This is a genomic window from Methylobacterium sp. AC832 (assembly GCF_979256025.1).
Genome location: NZ_CEEDMV010000004.1, coordinates 402,447 through 416,802, shown reverse-complemented (window position 1 = coordinate 416,802; position 14,356 = coordinate 402,447). Strand labels below are relative to the sequence as shown.

At 66.6% G+C, this 14,356-nt stretch carries 16 protein-coding genes; 9 read left to right on the top strand and 7 right to left on the bottom strand.

Annotated elements, in window-relative coordinates; all coding sequences use genetic code 11:
* Nucleotides 1-96: 96 nt before the first annotated feature.
* The 4 genes from rho to AC0IXR_RS16595 form a co-directional block, all read right to left on the bottom strand.
* On the bottom strand, nt 97-1,440 hold the full coding sequence (gene rho / locus AC0IXR_RS16610; RefSeq protein ID WP_056423088.1) for a transcription termination factor Rho: 1,344 nt from the start codon (nt 1,438-1,440) through the stop codon (nt 97-99).
* 267 nt (nt 1,441-1,707) lie between these two features.
* Nucleotides 1,708-2,364 carry a Smr/MutS family protein gene (locus AC0IXR_RS16605; RefSeq protein WP_471761501.1) on the bottom strand — a complete coding sequence of 219 codons (657 nt, stop codon included), beginning with the start codon at nt 2,362-2,364 and terminating at the stop codon, nt 1,708-1,710.
* The gene (gene mltA / locus AC0IXR_RS16600; RefSeq protein ID WP_471761500.1) at nt 2,361-3,545 is read right to left on the bottom strand and encodes a murein transglycosylase A; all 1,185 of its coding nucleotides are present in this window, start codon (nt 3,543-3,545) and stop codon (nt 2,361-2,363) included. Before mltA ends, AC0IXR_RS16605 begins: the two co-directional genes overlap by 4 nt.
* Before the next feature lie 16 nt (nt 3,546-3,561).
* Nucleotides 3,562-4,290, bottom strand: a complete 729-nt coding sequence (locus AC0IXR_RS16595; protein ID WP_207413072.1) for a Tim44/TimA family putative adaptor protein — start codon at nt 4,288-4,290, stop codon at nt 3,562-3,564.
* A gap of 436 nt (nt 4,291-4,726) precedes the next feature.
* Here AC0IXR_RS16595 and secB point away from each other — a divergent pair, with 436 nt between their 5' ends.
* The 3 genes from secB to hisS all read left to right on the top strand — a co-directional run bounded on the left by secB (nt 4,727) and on the right by hisS (nt 7,603).
* A complete protein-coding gene (gene secB / locus AC0IXR_RS16590; protein WP_056423082.1) occupies nt 4,727-5,239 on the top strand; it encodes a protein-export chaperone SecB in 513 nt (170 codons plus the stop codon).
* A 233-nt stretch (nt 5,240-5,472) separates the two neighbouring features.
* The gene (locus AC0IXR_RS16585; RefSeq protein ID WP_311275675.1) at nt 5,473-5,958 is read left to right on the top strand and encodes a DUF3429 domain-containing protein; all 486 of its coding nucleotides are present in this window, start codon (nt 5,473-5,475) and stop codon (nt 5,956-5,958) included.
* A 106-nt stretch (nt 5,959-6,064) separates the two neighbouring features.
* Nucleotides 6,065-7,603, top strand: a complete 1,539-nt coding sequence (hisS, locus tag AC0IXR_RS16580; protein ID WP_471761499.1) for a histidine--tRNA ligase — start codon at nt 6,065-6,067, stop codon at nt 7,601-7,603.
* A 71-nt stretch (nt 7,604-7,674) separates the two neighbouring features.
* Here hisS and AC0IXR_RS16575 read toward each other — a convergent pair whose 3' ends face one another.
* Nucleotides 7,675-8,106: a MarR family winged helix-turn-helix transcriptional regulator gene (locus tag AC0IXR_RS16575; RefSeq protein WP_056423073.1), complete on the bottom strand. Its 432-nt coding sequence runs from the start codon at nt 8,104-8,106 to the stop codon at nt 7,675-7,677.
* A gap of 157 nt (nt 8,107-8,263) precedes the next feature.
* Between AC0IXR_RS16575 and AC0IXR_RS16570 the strand changes: the two genes are divergently transcribed.
* Entirely contained in the window at nt 8,264-9,586 is a 1,323-nt protein-coding gene (locus AC0IXR_RS16570; protein ID WP_471761498.1) for an MFS transporter, read from the top strand.
* Nucleotides 9,587-9,599: 13 nt separating this feature from the next.
* Here AC0IXR_RS16570 and AC0IXR_RS16565 read toward each other — a convergent pair whose 3' ends face one another.
* Nucleotides 9,600-10,136, bottom strand: a complete 537-nt coding sequence (locus AC0IXR_RS16565; protein WP_471761497.1) for a L,D-transpeptidase family protein — start codon at nt 10,134-10,136, stop codon at nt 9,600-9,602.
* A gap of 267 nt (nt 10,137-10,403) precedes the next feature.
* Between AC0IXR_RS16565 and AC0IXR_RS16560 the strand changes: the two genes are divergently transcribed.
* Complete coding sequence (locus AC0IXR_RS16560) at nt 10,404-11,090, top strand: response regulator transcription factor (RefSeq protein WP_056423065.1); 687 nt, start codon at nt 10,404-10,406, stop codon at nt 11,088-11,090.
* A gap of 3 nt (nt 11,091-11,093) precedes the next feature.
* On the opposite strand, the gene AC0IXR_RS16555 is transcribed toward AC0IXR_RS16560, so the two are convergent.
* Nucleotides 11,094-11,315 carry a hypothetical protein gene (locus AC0IXR_RS16555; protein ID WP_056423062.1) on the bottom strand — a complete coding sequence of 74 codons (222 nt, stop codon included), beginning with the start codon at nt 11,313-11,315 and terminating at the stop codon, nt 11,094-11,096.
* A 176-nt stretch (nt 11,316-11,491) separates the two neighbouring features.
* Between AC0IXR_RS16555 and AC0IXR_RS16550 the strand changes: the two genes are divergently transcribed.
* The 4 genes from AC0IXR_RS16550 (at nt 11,492) to AC0IXR_RS16535 (ending at nt 14,282) form a co-directional block, all read left to right on the top strand.
* Nucleotides 11,492-11,944, top strand: coding sequence for a cyclic nucleotide-binding domain-containing protein (locus AC0IXR_RS16550; protein WP_056423059.1), 453 nt, complete (start codon nt 11,492-11,494; stop codon nt 11,942-11,944).
* Nucleotides 11,945-12,032: 88 nt separating this feature from the next.
* Nucleotides 12,033-12,296, top strand: a complete 264-nt coding sequence (locus AC0IXR_RS16545) for a YARHG domain-containing protein (protein WP_056423056.1) — start codon at nt 12,033-12,035, stop codon at nt 12,294-12,296.
* An 88-nt stretch (nt 12,297-12,384) separates the two neighbouring features.
* Entirely contained in the window at nt 12,385-13,227 is an 843-nt protein-coding gene (gene dapD / locus AC0IXR_RS16540; RefSeq protein WP_056423053.1) for a 2,3,4,5-tetrahydropyridine-2,6-dicarboxylate N-succinyltransferase, read from the top strand.
* Nucleotides 13,228-13,400: 173 nt separating this feature from the next.
* Nucleotides 13,401-14,282, top strand: a complete 882-nt coding sequence (locus AC0IXR_RS16535; protein ID WP_471761496.1) for an alpha/beta fold hydrolase — start codon at nt 13,401-13,403, stop codon at nt 14,280-14,282.
* The last annotated feature ends 74 nt before the right edge of the window (nt 14,283-14,356 follow it).

The following is a 14,356-nucleotide window of genomic DNA, read 5'->3' as shown; positions in this document are numbered from 1 at the left end:
TGCGCGAAGGAGGGACCCGAACGAGAACCTTTAACGCGCAAGAGGTAAAACCTCGATACCCCGCAGGCACAGAAGGGAAGAGAGATTTAGCTTCCCTCAGGTATTCATCGAGTCGAAGAAGTCGTTGTTGCTCTTGGTCTGGCGCAGCTTGTCCATGAGGAACTCGATGGCGTCCGTGACGCCCATCGGGTTGAGGATGCGGCGCAGCACGTAGGTCTTCTTAAGCGAATCCGGCGGCACCAGAAGCTCTTCCTTGCGGGTGCCTGAGCGGGTGATGTCGATCGCGGGGAAGATGCGCTTGTCAGAGACCTTGCGGTCGAGAATGATCTCGGAGTTGCCGGTACCCTTGAACTCCTCGAAGATCACCTCGTCCATGCGCGAACCGGTATCGATGAGCGCGGTGGCGATGATCGAGAGCGAGCCGCCCTCCTCGATGTTGCGAGCGGCACCGAAGAAGCGCTTCGGCCGCTGGAGCGCGTTGGCATCCACACCACCGGTGAGCACCTTACCGGAGGACGGCACCACGGTGTTGTAGGCGCGGCCGAGACGGGTGATCGAATCGAGCAGGATGACCACGTCACGGCCATGCTCCACGAGGCGCTTGGCCTTCTCGATCACCATCTCGGCGACCTGAACGTGGCGGGTGGCCGGCTCGTCGAAGGTGGAGGCGATGACCTCGCCCTTCACCGAGCGGATCATGTCGGTGACTTCCTCGGGACGCTCGTCGATGAGCAGCACGATGAGGTAGCATTCCGGGTGGTTGATGGTGATCGACTGCGCGATGTTCTGCATCAGCACGGTCTTGCCGGTACGCGGCGGCGCCACGATGAGAGCGCGCTGGCCCTTACCGATGGGCGCGACGATGTCGATGATACGCGGCGAGAAGTCCTTCTTCGGCGGAGCGTCGAGTTCGAGCTTGAAGCGCTGCGTCGGGAAGAGCGGCGTCAGGTTGTCGAAATGGACCTTGTGCTTGATCTTCTCCGGGTTCTCGAAGTTGATCGTGTTCACCTTGAGCAGAGCGAAGTAGCGCTCGCCATCCTTCGGGCCGCGGATCGGCCCCTCTACGGTGTCGCCGGTCCGCAGGCCGAAACGGCGGATCTGGGTGGGCGAGATGTAGATGTCGTCGGGGCCGGGCAGATAGTTCGATTCGGACGAACGCAGGAAACCGAACCCGTCCTGAAGCACTTCCACCGTGCCGGCGCCGATGATCTCGACCTCCTTGGCAGCGAGCTGCTTCAGGATGGAGAACATGAGCTCCTGCTTGCGCATCGTGGAGGCGTTCTCGACCTCGACCTCCTCCGCGAAAGCGATCAGGTCCGTCGGGGTCTTGGACTTCAGATCCTGAAGTTTGACCTCGCGATGCGGGCTCAGATCGGCAGCGACCAATCCGACCTCTGCCGGCGGATCAACGGGAAGGAGGGAATCGTTCTGTGACGTCATGGGAGAATGAGAACCGACGATGGACGAGGGTTGATCGGGCTGAACAGTCGGAGGAGCGCCGGATGCCTTGTCGGCACCTGTGGTCGGAACAGCGGTAAAGACCGGTTCCGCGCATCGTCTATGGGGAGCCTATGGCTCTCGGATGCAACACGGCGTAAAAGGAGGGACCTCCCCATATCGCGTTTCCGCATCCTGCTCAAGCCCCTCATAGGCGATCGGAATGCGGGATCGCGCTCTTCTCGCTGGGAGACGCCTCGATTCACGACGTCAGCGTCGCCTCAGCCGGACGTAAAGGGCTCCGGCGCCACCATGATGGCGCGCCGCCTCCTCGAAGCCGATGATGACGCTGCGCAGTTCCGGCGCACGCAGCCAGTGCGGCACCGAGCGGCGCAGGACCCCTCGCTCCGAGAAAGCATTGTCATAGCCTGCCCCGCCCCCTTTGCCGGTGACGACGAGGACATGGGCATGGCCCGCCGAACGGCAGCGCATCAGAAAGCCGATCAGGGCATCGTGAGCTTCGGCCTGATACAATCCGTGAAGGTCGATCCGTGCCTCAACCTTGAGCGATCCACGCCGCAGGGCGAGGCGAGCCTTGCGTTCCAGGCCCGGCAGGGCAGGTGGGGTGACGATGGCCGCCGGGGCCGCCACGAGAGCGGGGGCGGGGACAGGTTTCACGATGCGTTTCGGGGGCGCTTTCACGCCACCGGGCAAGCTGGCCCTTTCGGCAACAGGCTTGGCAACAGGCTTGGCGACGAGCGCTGGTACTTCCGGTTTAAGCTTCGGAGGAAGGGGATCCCCAGTTGGCAGTGTTTTGGCCTTCGGAGAAGGAGCACGTCCGCGCAGCGGCGTGATCAGCCGTGCGATTTCGCCCCAGAGGAAGGCGTCCTCCCCCGACAGGCCGCGGGGTCTGCGCGGCATCCTCATGGGACCGCACGCGGCTTCGGCAGCAGGACGACGAAGCCGACCGCATCGCGCAGGTTGCCGGCGGCGATCCCCGCCGCTTCTCCCGTGCCGAGATAAAGGTCCCCACGCGCCGGGCCGACGATGGCCGAACCGGTATCGGCCGCGACGACGAGGCGCCCTGGGGCGTCCTCCCCGGCGATCCGTCCCTCGAGCCAGAACGGCGTTCCGTAACGCCACAAAGTGGAGTCGACCGCCAGGCTCCGGCCCGGGGTCAGGGGGACGCCGGCCGCGCCCGGAGGGCCGAGGCGGGGATCCTCCACTTCGGCGAGCCGGAAGAAGATGTAGGAGGCGTTGGCTCGCATCAGTGGCTTGGCAAGGGCCGGATTGTCGCGAAGCCAGCCGGTCCAGCGGGCCAGCGTCAGGCCCTCGAGGGGGAGATGCCCCGCCTGGACGATGAGCTTGGCCACCGACGTATAGGGACGACCGTTGCGGCCGTCATAGAGCACCCTCACCGCCCGTCCATCCGGAAGGCGTACGCGCCCCGATCCCTGAACCTGGAGCACGAAGAGATCGACCGGATCGCGCAGGTAGACGAGCGGCCGGGCCCGCTCCCCGATTGAGCCATCCTCTATGGATGCACGGTCGGGGTAAGGCTCGAAGCCGCCCGGCGTCGCCCGTGCCGCCCGCAATGTCGGATCGAGGCCGGGCTTCGTCTCACCGGGGGCGAGACTCACGAGATCGTCCGGCCGGGCAAGGGCCGGGGTGGTGAAGCCGGGGCCGGCCGCGAGGGCACCGGTGAGTTCCGGTTCGAAATAGCCGGTGAGAAAGCCCGTCCGGCGCGAAGGACCACCCGCCTCGCCCGCTCTTACGATACGGTAGGCATCGAAATTCCGCGTGAAGAAGGCCCTGGCCTCTTCCGGCTTGACCGAGGCCGCACGGGTGCAGGCGGTGGCAAGATCCTCCGCCGAGCCGGCGACAGTCGCGGCGATCTCCACCGGTGGAGCGGCGCAGGTCCGGCGGAACACCTCGAGGGAAGCGGCCGGATCGGAGCCGGGAAAGCCCGGCAAGGCGGTCGGGTCCACGGGCTCGAGAATCGCCTCTCCGACGCGAAGCGGCCCGGTCGCAAGAGCGACCGGGCCGGGAAGACAGCCAGCAGCGAGAGCTAGGGCGGCGAAGGATGCCCGATTGATAAACCCGGTCACGACAAACCCTGGATCCTCAGGCGCCGGCTTCCGTGGCCACGAGCTGCCAGTTCGGATCCCGGCTGCCCAGCGTGCGGGCGAAGGTCCAGACATCCGGCACCTCGGCCACGGCCTCGGCATTGCCGTCGATCACCTGACCATCGGCGCTGCGGGTCGCGGTGATGAGATGCGAGAGGAAGTGTACGGTCACCTGTGCCACCTTGTTGCGGACATCCACGGCAACGATCTCCGCCTTGTCGAGAGAGACGAAAGTGGTCTCCACTGTCTCACGGCGCGACTCGCGGGCTGTGATCTCCCGCTCGAACCCCTCGCAGACTTCGCGCGAGAGAAGGCTGCGCAGGGTCTTGCGGTCGCCCTTGGCGAAGGCGATCACGATGGCCTCATACGCACCCTTGGCACCTTCGACGAAGGCGCGGGGATCGAAGTTCGGTTCTGCCTGAACGATCGCTTCGAGACCATGGGCGACAGCCGAGCCCGGCTCGGCGATGCCGCGCCAGTCGCGGGCGACGGCAGCGGCGGCCGGTGCCGAATCAGGCTGCGGCTGAACCCGGTCCGCCCCTGGCAGACGCACCACGTTATCGCCTTCCGACCGGGTCGGCTGCGACGGATTGTGGTTCCGGTCCACCGGTTTGAACGGCGAGCGCTCGGCTCCGGTCTTCTGTCCCAGCACAGACCGGAGCCGCCAAATGACGAACACCGCGAGTCCCAGGAAGATCAGGGTCGTCAAATCGAAAGAATCCTGCATCACCGATCCGATCGTGGCCGTCGCACGACATGCTTGTTCGAGGGGGCTCCCAAGAATCCCGCCGCTACGCCCTTTATTGGAGCGTTGCGCAAGGATCGAGCCGGAGAATTCAAAGGATCCCGCCCGCGAGAGGAGGGCGCGACCCACGAGGTCAACCTGCATATGGGGCTGCCCGCGTGCCGTATCCAGGCAGGGAGGAGCCATGCCGGAGGCCTCAGGGTCAAGAGCAGACCGCCGACTTCGGAGACGGCTCCGGTTCCTCGACCGGATCGACGCGCCTGCGGATCGCCTCCTCCCGCCCCTCGTCTTGTCCGGGGTGGCCCATCGTGTTAGCGCGCTGTGCTCTCGGCCCCGGCCCTGCGACGATCAGACGATACGCCGCGCAGTGGATCGCCGAGGTGGCCCAGTAGACCCCGCGAAAGAGGACGAGATCGCCATGGCCGATACCCCGGCACCGAACGGCAACGGCGCGGCTCCCGCCGAGGACCAGTCGCCCGCCATCAACGCGTTGGCCCAATACGCCAAGGATCTCTCCTTCGAGAACCCCAACGCGCCGCGCTCGCTCCAGCCGCAGGAAAGCGGCCCGCAGATCAATATCCAGGTCAACGTCAATGCCAAGCAGTTGGCCGAGGCCGATTTCGAGGTCGAACTGACCCTGGAAGGCGATGCAAAGATCAACAACGAGGTGCTGTTCGCCTTCGAGCTGAACTATGCCGGCATCTTCCGCATGCGCAACATCCCACAGGACCAGCTGCATCCGGCCGTGATGATCGAGTGCCCGCGCCTTCTCTTCCCGTTCGCGCGCCAGATCATCGCCGAGGCCGTGCGCAACGGCGGTTTCCCGCCTCTCTATATCGATCCGATCGATTTCGTGGGTCTCTACCGCCAGAAGGCCTTCGAGGCCCAGAACCAGCAGGGCAACACTCCGACCGGTCCCCTCGCCTCCTGATCCACGAACGGATCTGCCAAGGCATTTCCGCCATCGATCCCGAGAACGCCCCGGCTGCCTTCAGCGTGCCGGGGCGTTCTCGTCTCGGGATACGAGCAAGCGGCAAGTCCACCTGTTACACGTGAAAACAGCCGCGCTTGGCCTGCCGGCGCCGATCTCAAGCACGTTGCGCTCCGGAACTGGGCCACGGCGCGACGGTTGCCCGGCTGGGTGAATGGAGGAGCTCTCCCGGCATGAAGCGAGATGACAACCGCACGCTCAACGTGAGTGAGCCCCGTCGCGTGCCCTGGCTCAGCATCGTTCTCGGCTACGGGCCGATGGTGCCGTTCGCCCTCGGTGCAGCTTTCGCCTGGTGGCGGCGGGACGATCTCGGCGATGCGGTCCTCTACCTCACCATTCTATGGGGCTGTGCGATCCTGCTGTTTCTGTCGGGCGTACGGCGTGGCGTCAGCTTCCGCACCGAGGGTGGTCCGACCTTCATCCAGATCGCCACCATGTTCGGCCTGTTCGGCCTCGGTTTTCTCGCGCTCCTGTCCGCATCCCTCGGCCAGACAGTGGCGGCCCTCGCCCTTCTCATCGCCGGCTTCACCGCCGTGGCGATCCTCGATCCCATCGCCGCCCGTACCGGCGAGGCGCCGCTCTTCTTCGCTCGACTTCGCCCGCTGCAGATCCCCATCGCCATTCTCAGCTTATGCGCGCTGCTCGGCCTCAAGCTCTAACGACGGCACCCGGTGTCACGCCCTTTGCCCGGCACGCTTGCCGCTCGGGAGCACCCGCGATAGAGCCCGCCTGACATCGACAGCCCGAACGCAAAGCGAAGACACCATGGCCAAGGCCGAATCCAAGAAGGCCGATCCCACGAAGGCCGACACGTTGAAGGCGCGCCTGCCGCGCGGCTTCGTCGATCGTCGCGCCGATGAGATCGCCGCCCAGCACCGGATGCTGGAGACGATCCGCCAGAGCTTCGAGCTCTACGGGTTCGAGGCGTTGGAGACGCCCTTCGTCGAATACACCGAGTCCCTCGGCAAGTTCCTGCCCGATCTCGACCGTCCCAACGAGGGCGTGTTCTCGTTCCAAGACGACGACGAATCCTGGCTGTCCCTGCGCTACGACCTCACCGCGCCTCTGGCCCGGCACGTGGCCGAACATTTCGACGCGATCCCCAAGCCCTACCGCAGCTTCCGCGCCGGCTACGTCTTCCGCAACGAGAAGCCCGGTCCCGGCCGTTTCCGCCAGTTCATGCAATGCGATGCCGACATCGTCGGCGCGGGCTCCGTCGCGGCAGATGCCGAGATCTGCATGTTGATGGCCGATACGCTGGAAAAGCTCGGCCTGTCTGGCCAGTACGTCATCAAGGTCAACAACCGGAAGGTGCTCGACGGCGTCATGGAGGCTATCGGCCTCTCGGGCGAGGACAAGGCCGGCCAGCGCCTCACGGTTCTGCGGGCCATCGACAAGCTCGACCGCCTCGGCGTGGACGGGGTACGCCAACTTCTCGGCGAAGGGCGAAAGGACGAGAGCGGTGATTTCGCTAAAGGTGCGGGCCTCGCACCCGACGCCATCGAGCGCATCCTCGCCTACGTCTCTTTCCAGGCCGCTCCCGACGCAGAGGGCGACCGGATGGCGTTCTGGGAGCAATTCTTCGGCTCGTGGAGCGATGTCGTCGGCTCGTCCGAGACCGGCCGTGAGGGCATCGCTGAACTGCATGCGATCATGCGGCTCTGTGCGGCGGCGGGCTATGGCCACGACCGCATCCGGGCCGATCCTTCAGTGGTGCGCGGCCTCGAATACTATACCGGCCCTGTCTACGAGGCCGAGCTGACCTTCCCCGTCACCAACGAGGAGGGCCAGACCGTGCGCTTCGGGTCTGTGGCGGGCGGCGGCCGCTATGACGGCCTCGTCGGCCGCTTCCGCGCCGCGCCGGTGCCGGCGACGGGCTTCTCCATCGGCGTGTCGCGCCTGTTCTCGGCGCTGCAACTGACCGGGAGCCCTCTCCTCGAGGGCACCGCGAAGCCCGGTCCGGTGGTGGTGCTGGTTCTCGACCGCGACAACATCGCCGATTACCAGCGCCTCGTAGCGCGCCTGCGCGAGGCCGGCATTCGCGCCGAACTCTATCTCGGTGGCTCCGGCATGAAGGCGCAGATGAAATACGCCGACCGGCGCGGCAGCCCTTGCGCCATCATCCAGGGCTCCAACGAGCGCGAGGCCGGCGAAGTCCAGATCAAGGACCTCATCGAGGGTGCCAAGGCGGCGGGCGACATCGCCAGCAACGCCGAATGGAAGGCGGCGCGCCCGGCCCAGTTCTCGGTGAAGGAAGACGAGATGGTCGAGCGTGTCCGCGAGGTGCTGGCGCGGCATTTCTGAAGGCGACCGGGACAACCGGAGGCTGCGCCATGCGCGGTCCCGCCCCCCGGATCACTCGGCCGCCGCCCCTCTCACTCGGCTGGTGACAGCTCCGTCCTCGCCAGGCTGAGCGCCGCGTGGCGCAGGTCGCTTGCCGGCACTGCTCCGTAGCGTTCCTCGAACGTCTGCTGCGCCTGCTCCCAAAGGGGAAGCGCGTCCTCCATTCGCCTCCGCCCCGCAGTGGTGAGGGTGAGGGAGCGCGTGCGACCATCCGGTCCGGGACCGACGGCGACGAGCCCGTCCCGCGTGAGGGGACGAAGAGCGCGCCCCATCGTGGTCCGGTCCATCACCATGATCTCCGCGAAGGTGTTGATGGAGATCGGCCCGACACGACCTAGGCTGCGCAACAGGCCGTACTGGCTGGTCCGCAGGCCGGTGGGCGCGAGATGCTGGTCGTAATGCTGCGTCAGCCGTCGCGATGCCTGGCGTAGGGCGATGCAGTGGCACGGTGACGCCAAATCCATCGTGAGAAATCCTCGATATACGGAATCACGGGGTCCGGGGACGAGATGCTTGTCTAACGAGTGCATATGCGCCTAAGCAAGGCCGACCGCGTCGTGGTGCCGGGCTTGCTCGCCGGGTCGTCACGCCGAACCACCATGCGGAACCCGAAGAGGCCGTATGTCCATCACTGCTCCCGTCGGATCGTTGTCGAACGCCGTCGCAGGGCCCCTCGCCCGCCGGAACGTTCATTACGGCTGGGTCGTCGCCGCCGTCACCTTCCTCACCATGCTGGTCACGGCCGGCGCCGTGGGTGCGCCCGGCGTCCTGATCCTGCCGCTTCAGAAGGAGTTCGGCTGGGACACGGCGACGATCTCATCGGCCCTGGCCGTGCGCTTCGTGCTGTTCGGATTGATGGGGCCTTGCGCGGCCCAGCTGATGAACCGCTACGGCCCGCGCCGCATCGTGCTCCTGGCGCTTCTCCTCATCGTCGGGGGGTTGCTCACCTCCCTCTTCATGAGCGAGGTCTGGCAGCTGGTCATGCTCTGGGGCGTCGTCGTCGGCATCGGCACGGGGCTTACCGCCCTGGTGCTCGGCGCCACCATCGCGACCCGCTGGTTCTCGCGGTCGCGCGGCCTCGTCGTCGGTCTCCTCACCGCCAGTTCGGCCACCGGCCAACTCATCGTTCTCCCGCTCCTCGCTGCCCTCACCGAGCATCTCGGCTGGCGTGCAGCACTCCTGGTGATCTGTGGACTCCTGCTCGCGGCGGGGCTCGCCGTCACGGCGCTGATGCGCGACCGGCCGGAGGAGATGGGCCTCGCCCCCTATGGCGAGACCGCCGTTACCGGCGCCGTCGCGCCGCCGGCCGTGAACGGCTCCGCCCTCGGGGTCCTGGCGGAGGCGTCGCGCACGGGCGTGTTCTGGGTTCTCTTCGCCACGTTCTTCATCTGCGGAGCCAGCACCAACGGGCTGATCCAGACCCATTTCATCCCCCTCTGCGCCGATTACGGCATCGGCCCGGTCCAGGGGGCGAGCGTGCTCGCTGCGATGGGGGTGTTCGATTTCATCGGCACGGTGGCGTCCGGCTGGCTCTCCGACCGATACGACAACCGCTGGCTCCTGTTCTGGTATTACGGCCTGCGTGGCCTCTCACTGATGTTCCTGCCGTTCTCCGACTTTTCCTTCGTCGGCCTGTCGGTCTTCGCCGCCTTCTATGGGCTCGACTGGATCGCCACGGTGCCACCCACCGTACGGCTCACCGCATCCCGGTTCGGGCGCGAGAAGGCGAACCTCGTCTTCGGCTGGGTGTTCGCGGGCCATCAGCTCGGGGCCGCCACCATCGCCTACGGTGCCGGACTGTCGCGCACGGCCTTGTCGAGCTACCTGCCGGCCTTCTTCGCCGCCGGCGCCCTGTGCATCCTCGCCGCCATCCTGGTCATGACCCTGTCCCGTCCGGGAGACCGGCGGGGCGTCTCACCCGTCGCCCTGCCGACGCGTGGATAGCGGGATGCGGCCGTCAGAGGATCTGCAGCCGCGTACGCGGCCCGACGCGCCGCAGGAGCCGAATGAGATCGGCTCGCCTCACCGCCACGCAGCCCTCCGTCGGCAGGTATCCCGGCCGTGCCACATGCAGAAAGATCGCCGAGCCGCGTCCCGGCCGGATCGGCTGCCGGTTGTAGTCGAGATCGACGACGAGGTCGTAGAGACTGTCCTCCCGCCACATCCGTTCCGCGCTCACGCCGGGGGCGGGCAGGGTGATCGGGCGGTTGTAGCGCCGGTCGCGCGGGTCGTCGCACCAGCCGTCGTTCGGCCGCGTCGGGCGCAGAGCCAGGGCGGTGCGGGGGCGCGCGCCGAAATGGTCCGGCCGATAGGCCCCGGCCCGGAGGCGAAAACGACCGCGCGGGGACAGGCCGTCCCCTTCCCGCTTGACCTGCCCGATGCCGGAGCGGCCGAGCGCACAGGGAATGATGGAGCCCGCCATGAGAATCTGCCCGCGGGTCGGGTCACCCACCAGCCGGCGGACGCGGATGAGAGAGAGGGTCAGCGGGATCATGCCCGACTTATCGTCCGAACGGACCGGTTCCGACCAGCGCGTTCCTCGTCACGGCGCTCGATGGTCGCGCCGGCGAGAAACTTTTCGAGGCGTCGAGCCGTCGAGGATGTGCGAAGTCTGGCCCCGCCGCGAAGTCGTTCAAGGTTCTGACATAAAACATCCATCACTCTGCTGTTTTACGCTCGCGGCCGACGATTCGGCCATCTCTCAGGTTTTCGAAACCGGCCCGTCCGGTCTTCCCAGCTGCGTGTGAAAGTATCCCGGCCGATGTCGACCACCCATCGCCTGCTCATCTGCGACGACGACGAGTCTTTGCGCGAAACCTTGATCGAGCAACTCGATCTGTACGAGGAGTTCGTCATCGTCAGCGCGGAAGACGCGAAATCCGCCCTCGCCCGTGTGGCCGAGGACCGGATCGACCTCGCGATCATGGATGTGGGCCTGCCGGACATGGATGGGCGGGAGGCGGTGCGGGCCATGCGCCGCAACGGCTATCGCGGACCGGTCATCATGCTGAGCGCGCAGGATTCGGAGGACGACATGGTGGAGGGCCTGGAGGCGGGCGCCAACGATTATGTCGCCAAGCCCTTCAAGTTCGCCGTGCTCCTCGCGCGGATCCGCGCGCATCTGCGCAGCCATGAGGCGAGCGAGGACGCGGTCTTCCAGATCGGCCCCTACACGTTCCGCCCCGGCGCGAAGCTCCTCGTCTGCGAGCGTGGCTCGAAGTTGAAGCTCACCGAAAAGGAGACCGCGATCCTGCGCTTCCTCTACCGTGCCGGCCGCGAGGTGGTGGGACGTGATACGCTCCTGGCCGAGGTCTGGGGCTACAACGCGCAGGTCACCACGCATACGCTGGAGACCCACATCTACCGCCTGCGCCAGAAGATCGAGCCGAACCCGGCCGTTACCGCCATCCTCGTGACGGAAGGCGGCGGCTACAAGCTGCTGCCCTGAGGATCAGGCAGCCGCGTTCGGCGCATCACCGCCGGACGTGTAGAAGGCCGCAATCTCCCGGATGAGGTCGCGCTGCTGCTCGTAGACGAGATCCGACAGGATTTCGTCGTCGTTGCGGTCGATGACCGACAGCAGGCGGATATCCGGATATTGGCCTTCGAAGAAAACCAGGACTTCGGATTGCGCATAGGGATCGTTCGGATCCAGGCAGAAGTGATTGGACACCGGAATTTCCGTCTTCGTCTTGCTTGAGAGACGCGTCTATCGACCGGTTTCATGACATCTGTTTGATCGACGCTCCGTCCCTGCGCCGGTGCAGCGCCGGATTTCCCCCTCGCCCGCCTTCGGCTAAGGTTTGATCCGTCGGAGGGGTTACCTCCGTCTTGAGGGAGCGCACGGCATTGGGGCTCGACGACGACATCGCGATCCTGGCGGCCGCGCCCCTGTTCAGCCACATGGCGCGCGATGCCCTGAGACTCCTCTCCTTCGCCGCCGAGCGCCGCAGCCTGACGGCGGGCGACGTCCTGTTCGCCCGCGACGAGCGCAGCGATGGCGGGTTCGTCGTCATGTCCGGAACGATCGAACTGGCGCCCCGCGTGGACGGAGCCGAGCCCGTCCGGGTGGGCCGTTCCGCCCTGATCGGACAGATGGCCCTGTTCCTGCGCGGCGAGCGCCCCACCGATGCCCATGCCGTGACACCGGCGGAGGTCGTCCGAATCACGCCCACGCTGATGCGCCGGGTGCTCGAGGAATTTCCCGACGCGGCCGAGACGATCCACGCCACCCTCGCCGACGACCTGGATGCGTTGGTGAAGGGGCTCGACGGCGTCCGCGCCAGGATCGATGCGTTCTAACGGCCGATCGGCGCGCTCCGAGATCTGGCGAAACCGGCACAGACGGGCCACAAGCCTTCAGGTCCTCACACCTGCCCAGGAAGTGCCCATGCGTGCCCTCGTGATTCTTTGCCTCGCTCTCCTGCCCGCCGCCCCCGCCCTGGCCGCATCCCCCTGCGACGAGCTCTGGGGCGAGCGCAACGCGGTCTATGCGGAGGCCGGCTACTGCTTCAAGACGCAGCGGGCGATCTCGGCCTTCGGCAACGTCAATTGCCGCTTCTCCGACATCCGCGACGTCCCGCTCTCTGCCCGCGACCGGGCGAAGGTCGGCGAGATCGTGCGGGAGGAAACCCGTAACGGCTGCCGCGAGTGAGCCTGCGTCTCGCCTGATGCCCCGAGGTGACAGGCCGGGCCGCCTTTTGTAAGCACGGCCCTTCCCCCTAACCGACCGGAACGCCACCATGTCCCACGCCGATCTCTCCACCACCATCGAGACTGCTTGGGAGGAGCGTGCCGGCATCGACGTCTCGACCAAGGGCGCCGTGCGCGACGCCGTGGACGAGGCTCTCGATCTTCTCGATACCGGCAAGGCCCGCGTGGCCGAAAAGGTCGGCGAGGAATGGCAGGTCAACCAGTGGCTCAAGAAGGCGGTGCTGCTGTCCTTCCGCCTCAACGACATGGAGATCATCCATGGCGGACCCGATGGCGCCAATTGGTGGGACAAGGTGCCATCGAAGTTCGAGGGCTGGAAGAAGAAGCATTTTCGTGAGGCCGGTTTCCGGGCCGTGCCGGGCTGCTTCGTGCGCCGTGGCTCCTACATCGCGCCGGGCGCGGTGCTGATGCCCTCCTTCATCAATCTCGGCGCCCATGTGGGTGAGGGCACGATGGTCGACACCTGGGTGACGATCGGCTCCTGCGCGCAGGTGGGGAAGAACTGCCACATCTCCGGCGGCGCCGGCATCGCAGGCGTACTCGAGCCGCTCCAGGCCAACCCGGTCATCATCGAAGACAATTGCTTCATCGGCGCCCGCGCCGAGGTGGCCGAGGGCGTGATCGTCGGTGAGGGCAGCGTGCTCTCCATGGGCGTCTATATCGGCGCGTCGACGAAGATCATCGACCGGTCCACGGGCGAGGTCATGTATGGCCGCGTGCCGCCCTATTCGGTGGTGGTCTCGGGCACGACGCCCGGCAAGGACCTGCCCGACGGCACGCCCGGCCCCGGCCTCTACTGCGCCGTCATCGTCAAGCGCGTCGATGCCGGCACCCGCTCCAAGACCGCCATCAACGAGCTGCTCCGGACCTGAGACCCGTACGCATTCGACGCGGATCGGCACTCCCCTCTTTCCCGTCGAGGAAAGAGGGGAGGCGGACGCTCGTCCTCGGCCCTGGCGCGACACCGAGCCGGCCTATGCGGCAGCGACCGGCGCGTTAGATCTCCAATCCGATGCAGACCGTCCCGGATGAGGCGTTGCCAACGATGATCGAGCCTGCCCACTCCACCCGTGGCTTTCAGCTCTACGTGCTGGAGCGCAAGGTCCCTACGCCGTGCGACATCGTCGGGAGCGGCCCGGCCGCTCTGCTCCTGCCCGCCCTGTCGTCGATCTCAGCACGGGCGGAGATGCGGCCCCTGGCCAAGATCCTGGGCCACGACTACCGTTGCCTCATTCCCGACTGGCCCGGCTTCGGCAACCATCCGCGATCCCGCATCGCCATGGAGCCGGAGACTTTCCATGCCTTCATGGATTCGCTGATCGCAGCCGTGCCGGGCCCCTACGCCATCGGCATCGCGGCGGGTCATGCGGCCCCTTATCTCGTGGCAGCCGCCCAACGGCATCCAGGCCAGTTCGACCAGCTCGCTCTCGTCGCTCCCACATGGCGTGGACCGCTGCCCACCGCGCTCGGCGACGCGCGCCGTGGCTGGCTCTCGGGGATCCGCAAGGCCATCGAGCTTCCGCTTCTCGGCGAGGCGCTCTACCGCATCAATATCAGTCCCCCGGTGATCGGCCGGATGATGCGCGCGCATGTCTATGCCGATCCGGACCACGTCACACCGGGCATCATCGCCGACAAACATGCCGTGACGCTCCAGCCGGGTGGCCGTTTCGGCACGGCGGCCTTCGTCACCGGAGGGCTCGACCCGTTCAAGGCTCGCAAGGACTTCCTGGCCCTGTTCGAAGCCGAAGGGCTTCCGCCGATCCTGGTCCTGCGTCCCGAACGCGCCCCGCGCCGGTCCGGCGCCGAGATGGACGCCCTCATCGCCGCCGGCCATGTGGCCAAGGCTTCGGTTCCGGGGGCCCTCAGCCCGCACGAGGAATATCCGTGGGAGGTCGCCGCCGCGATCCGCGCGGGCATCCGTTAGGGGGATCCCGCGGCCGTTGAGGGACACATTCGTTACGGAATGGCGAAATGTCATGCGTTTCGAGTGCCATACGA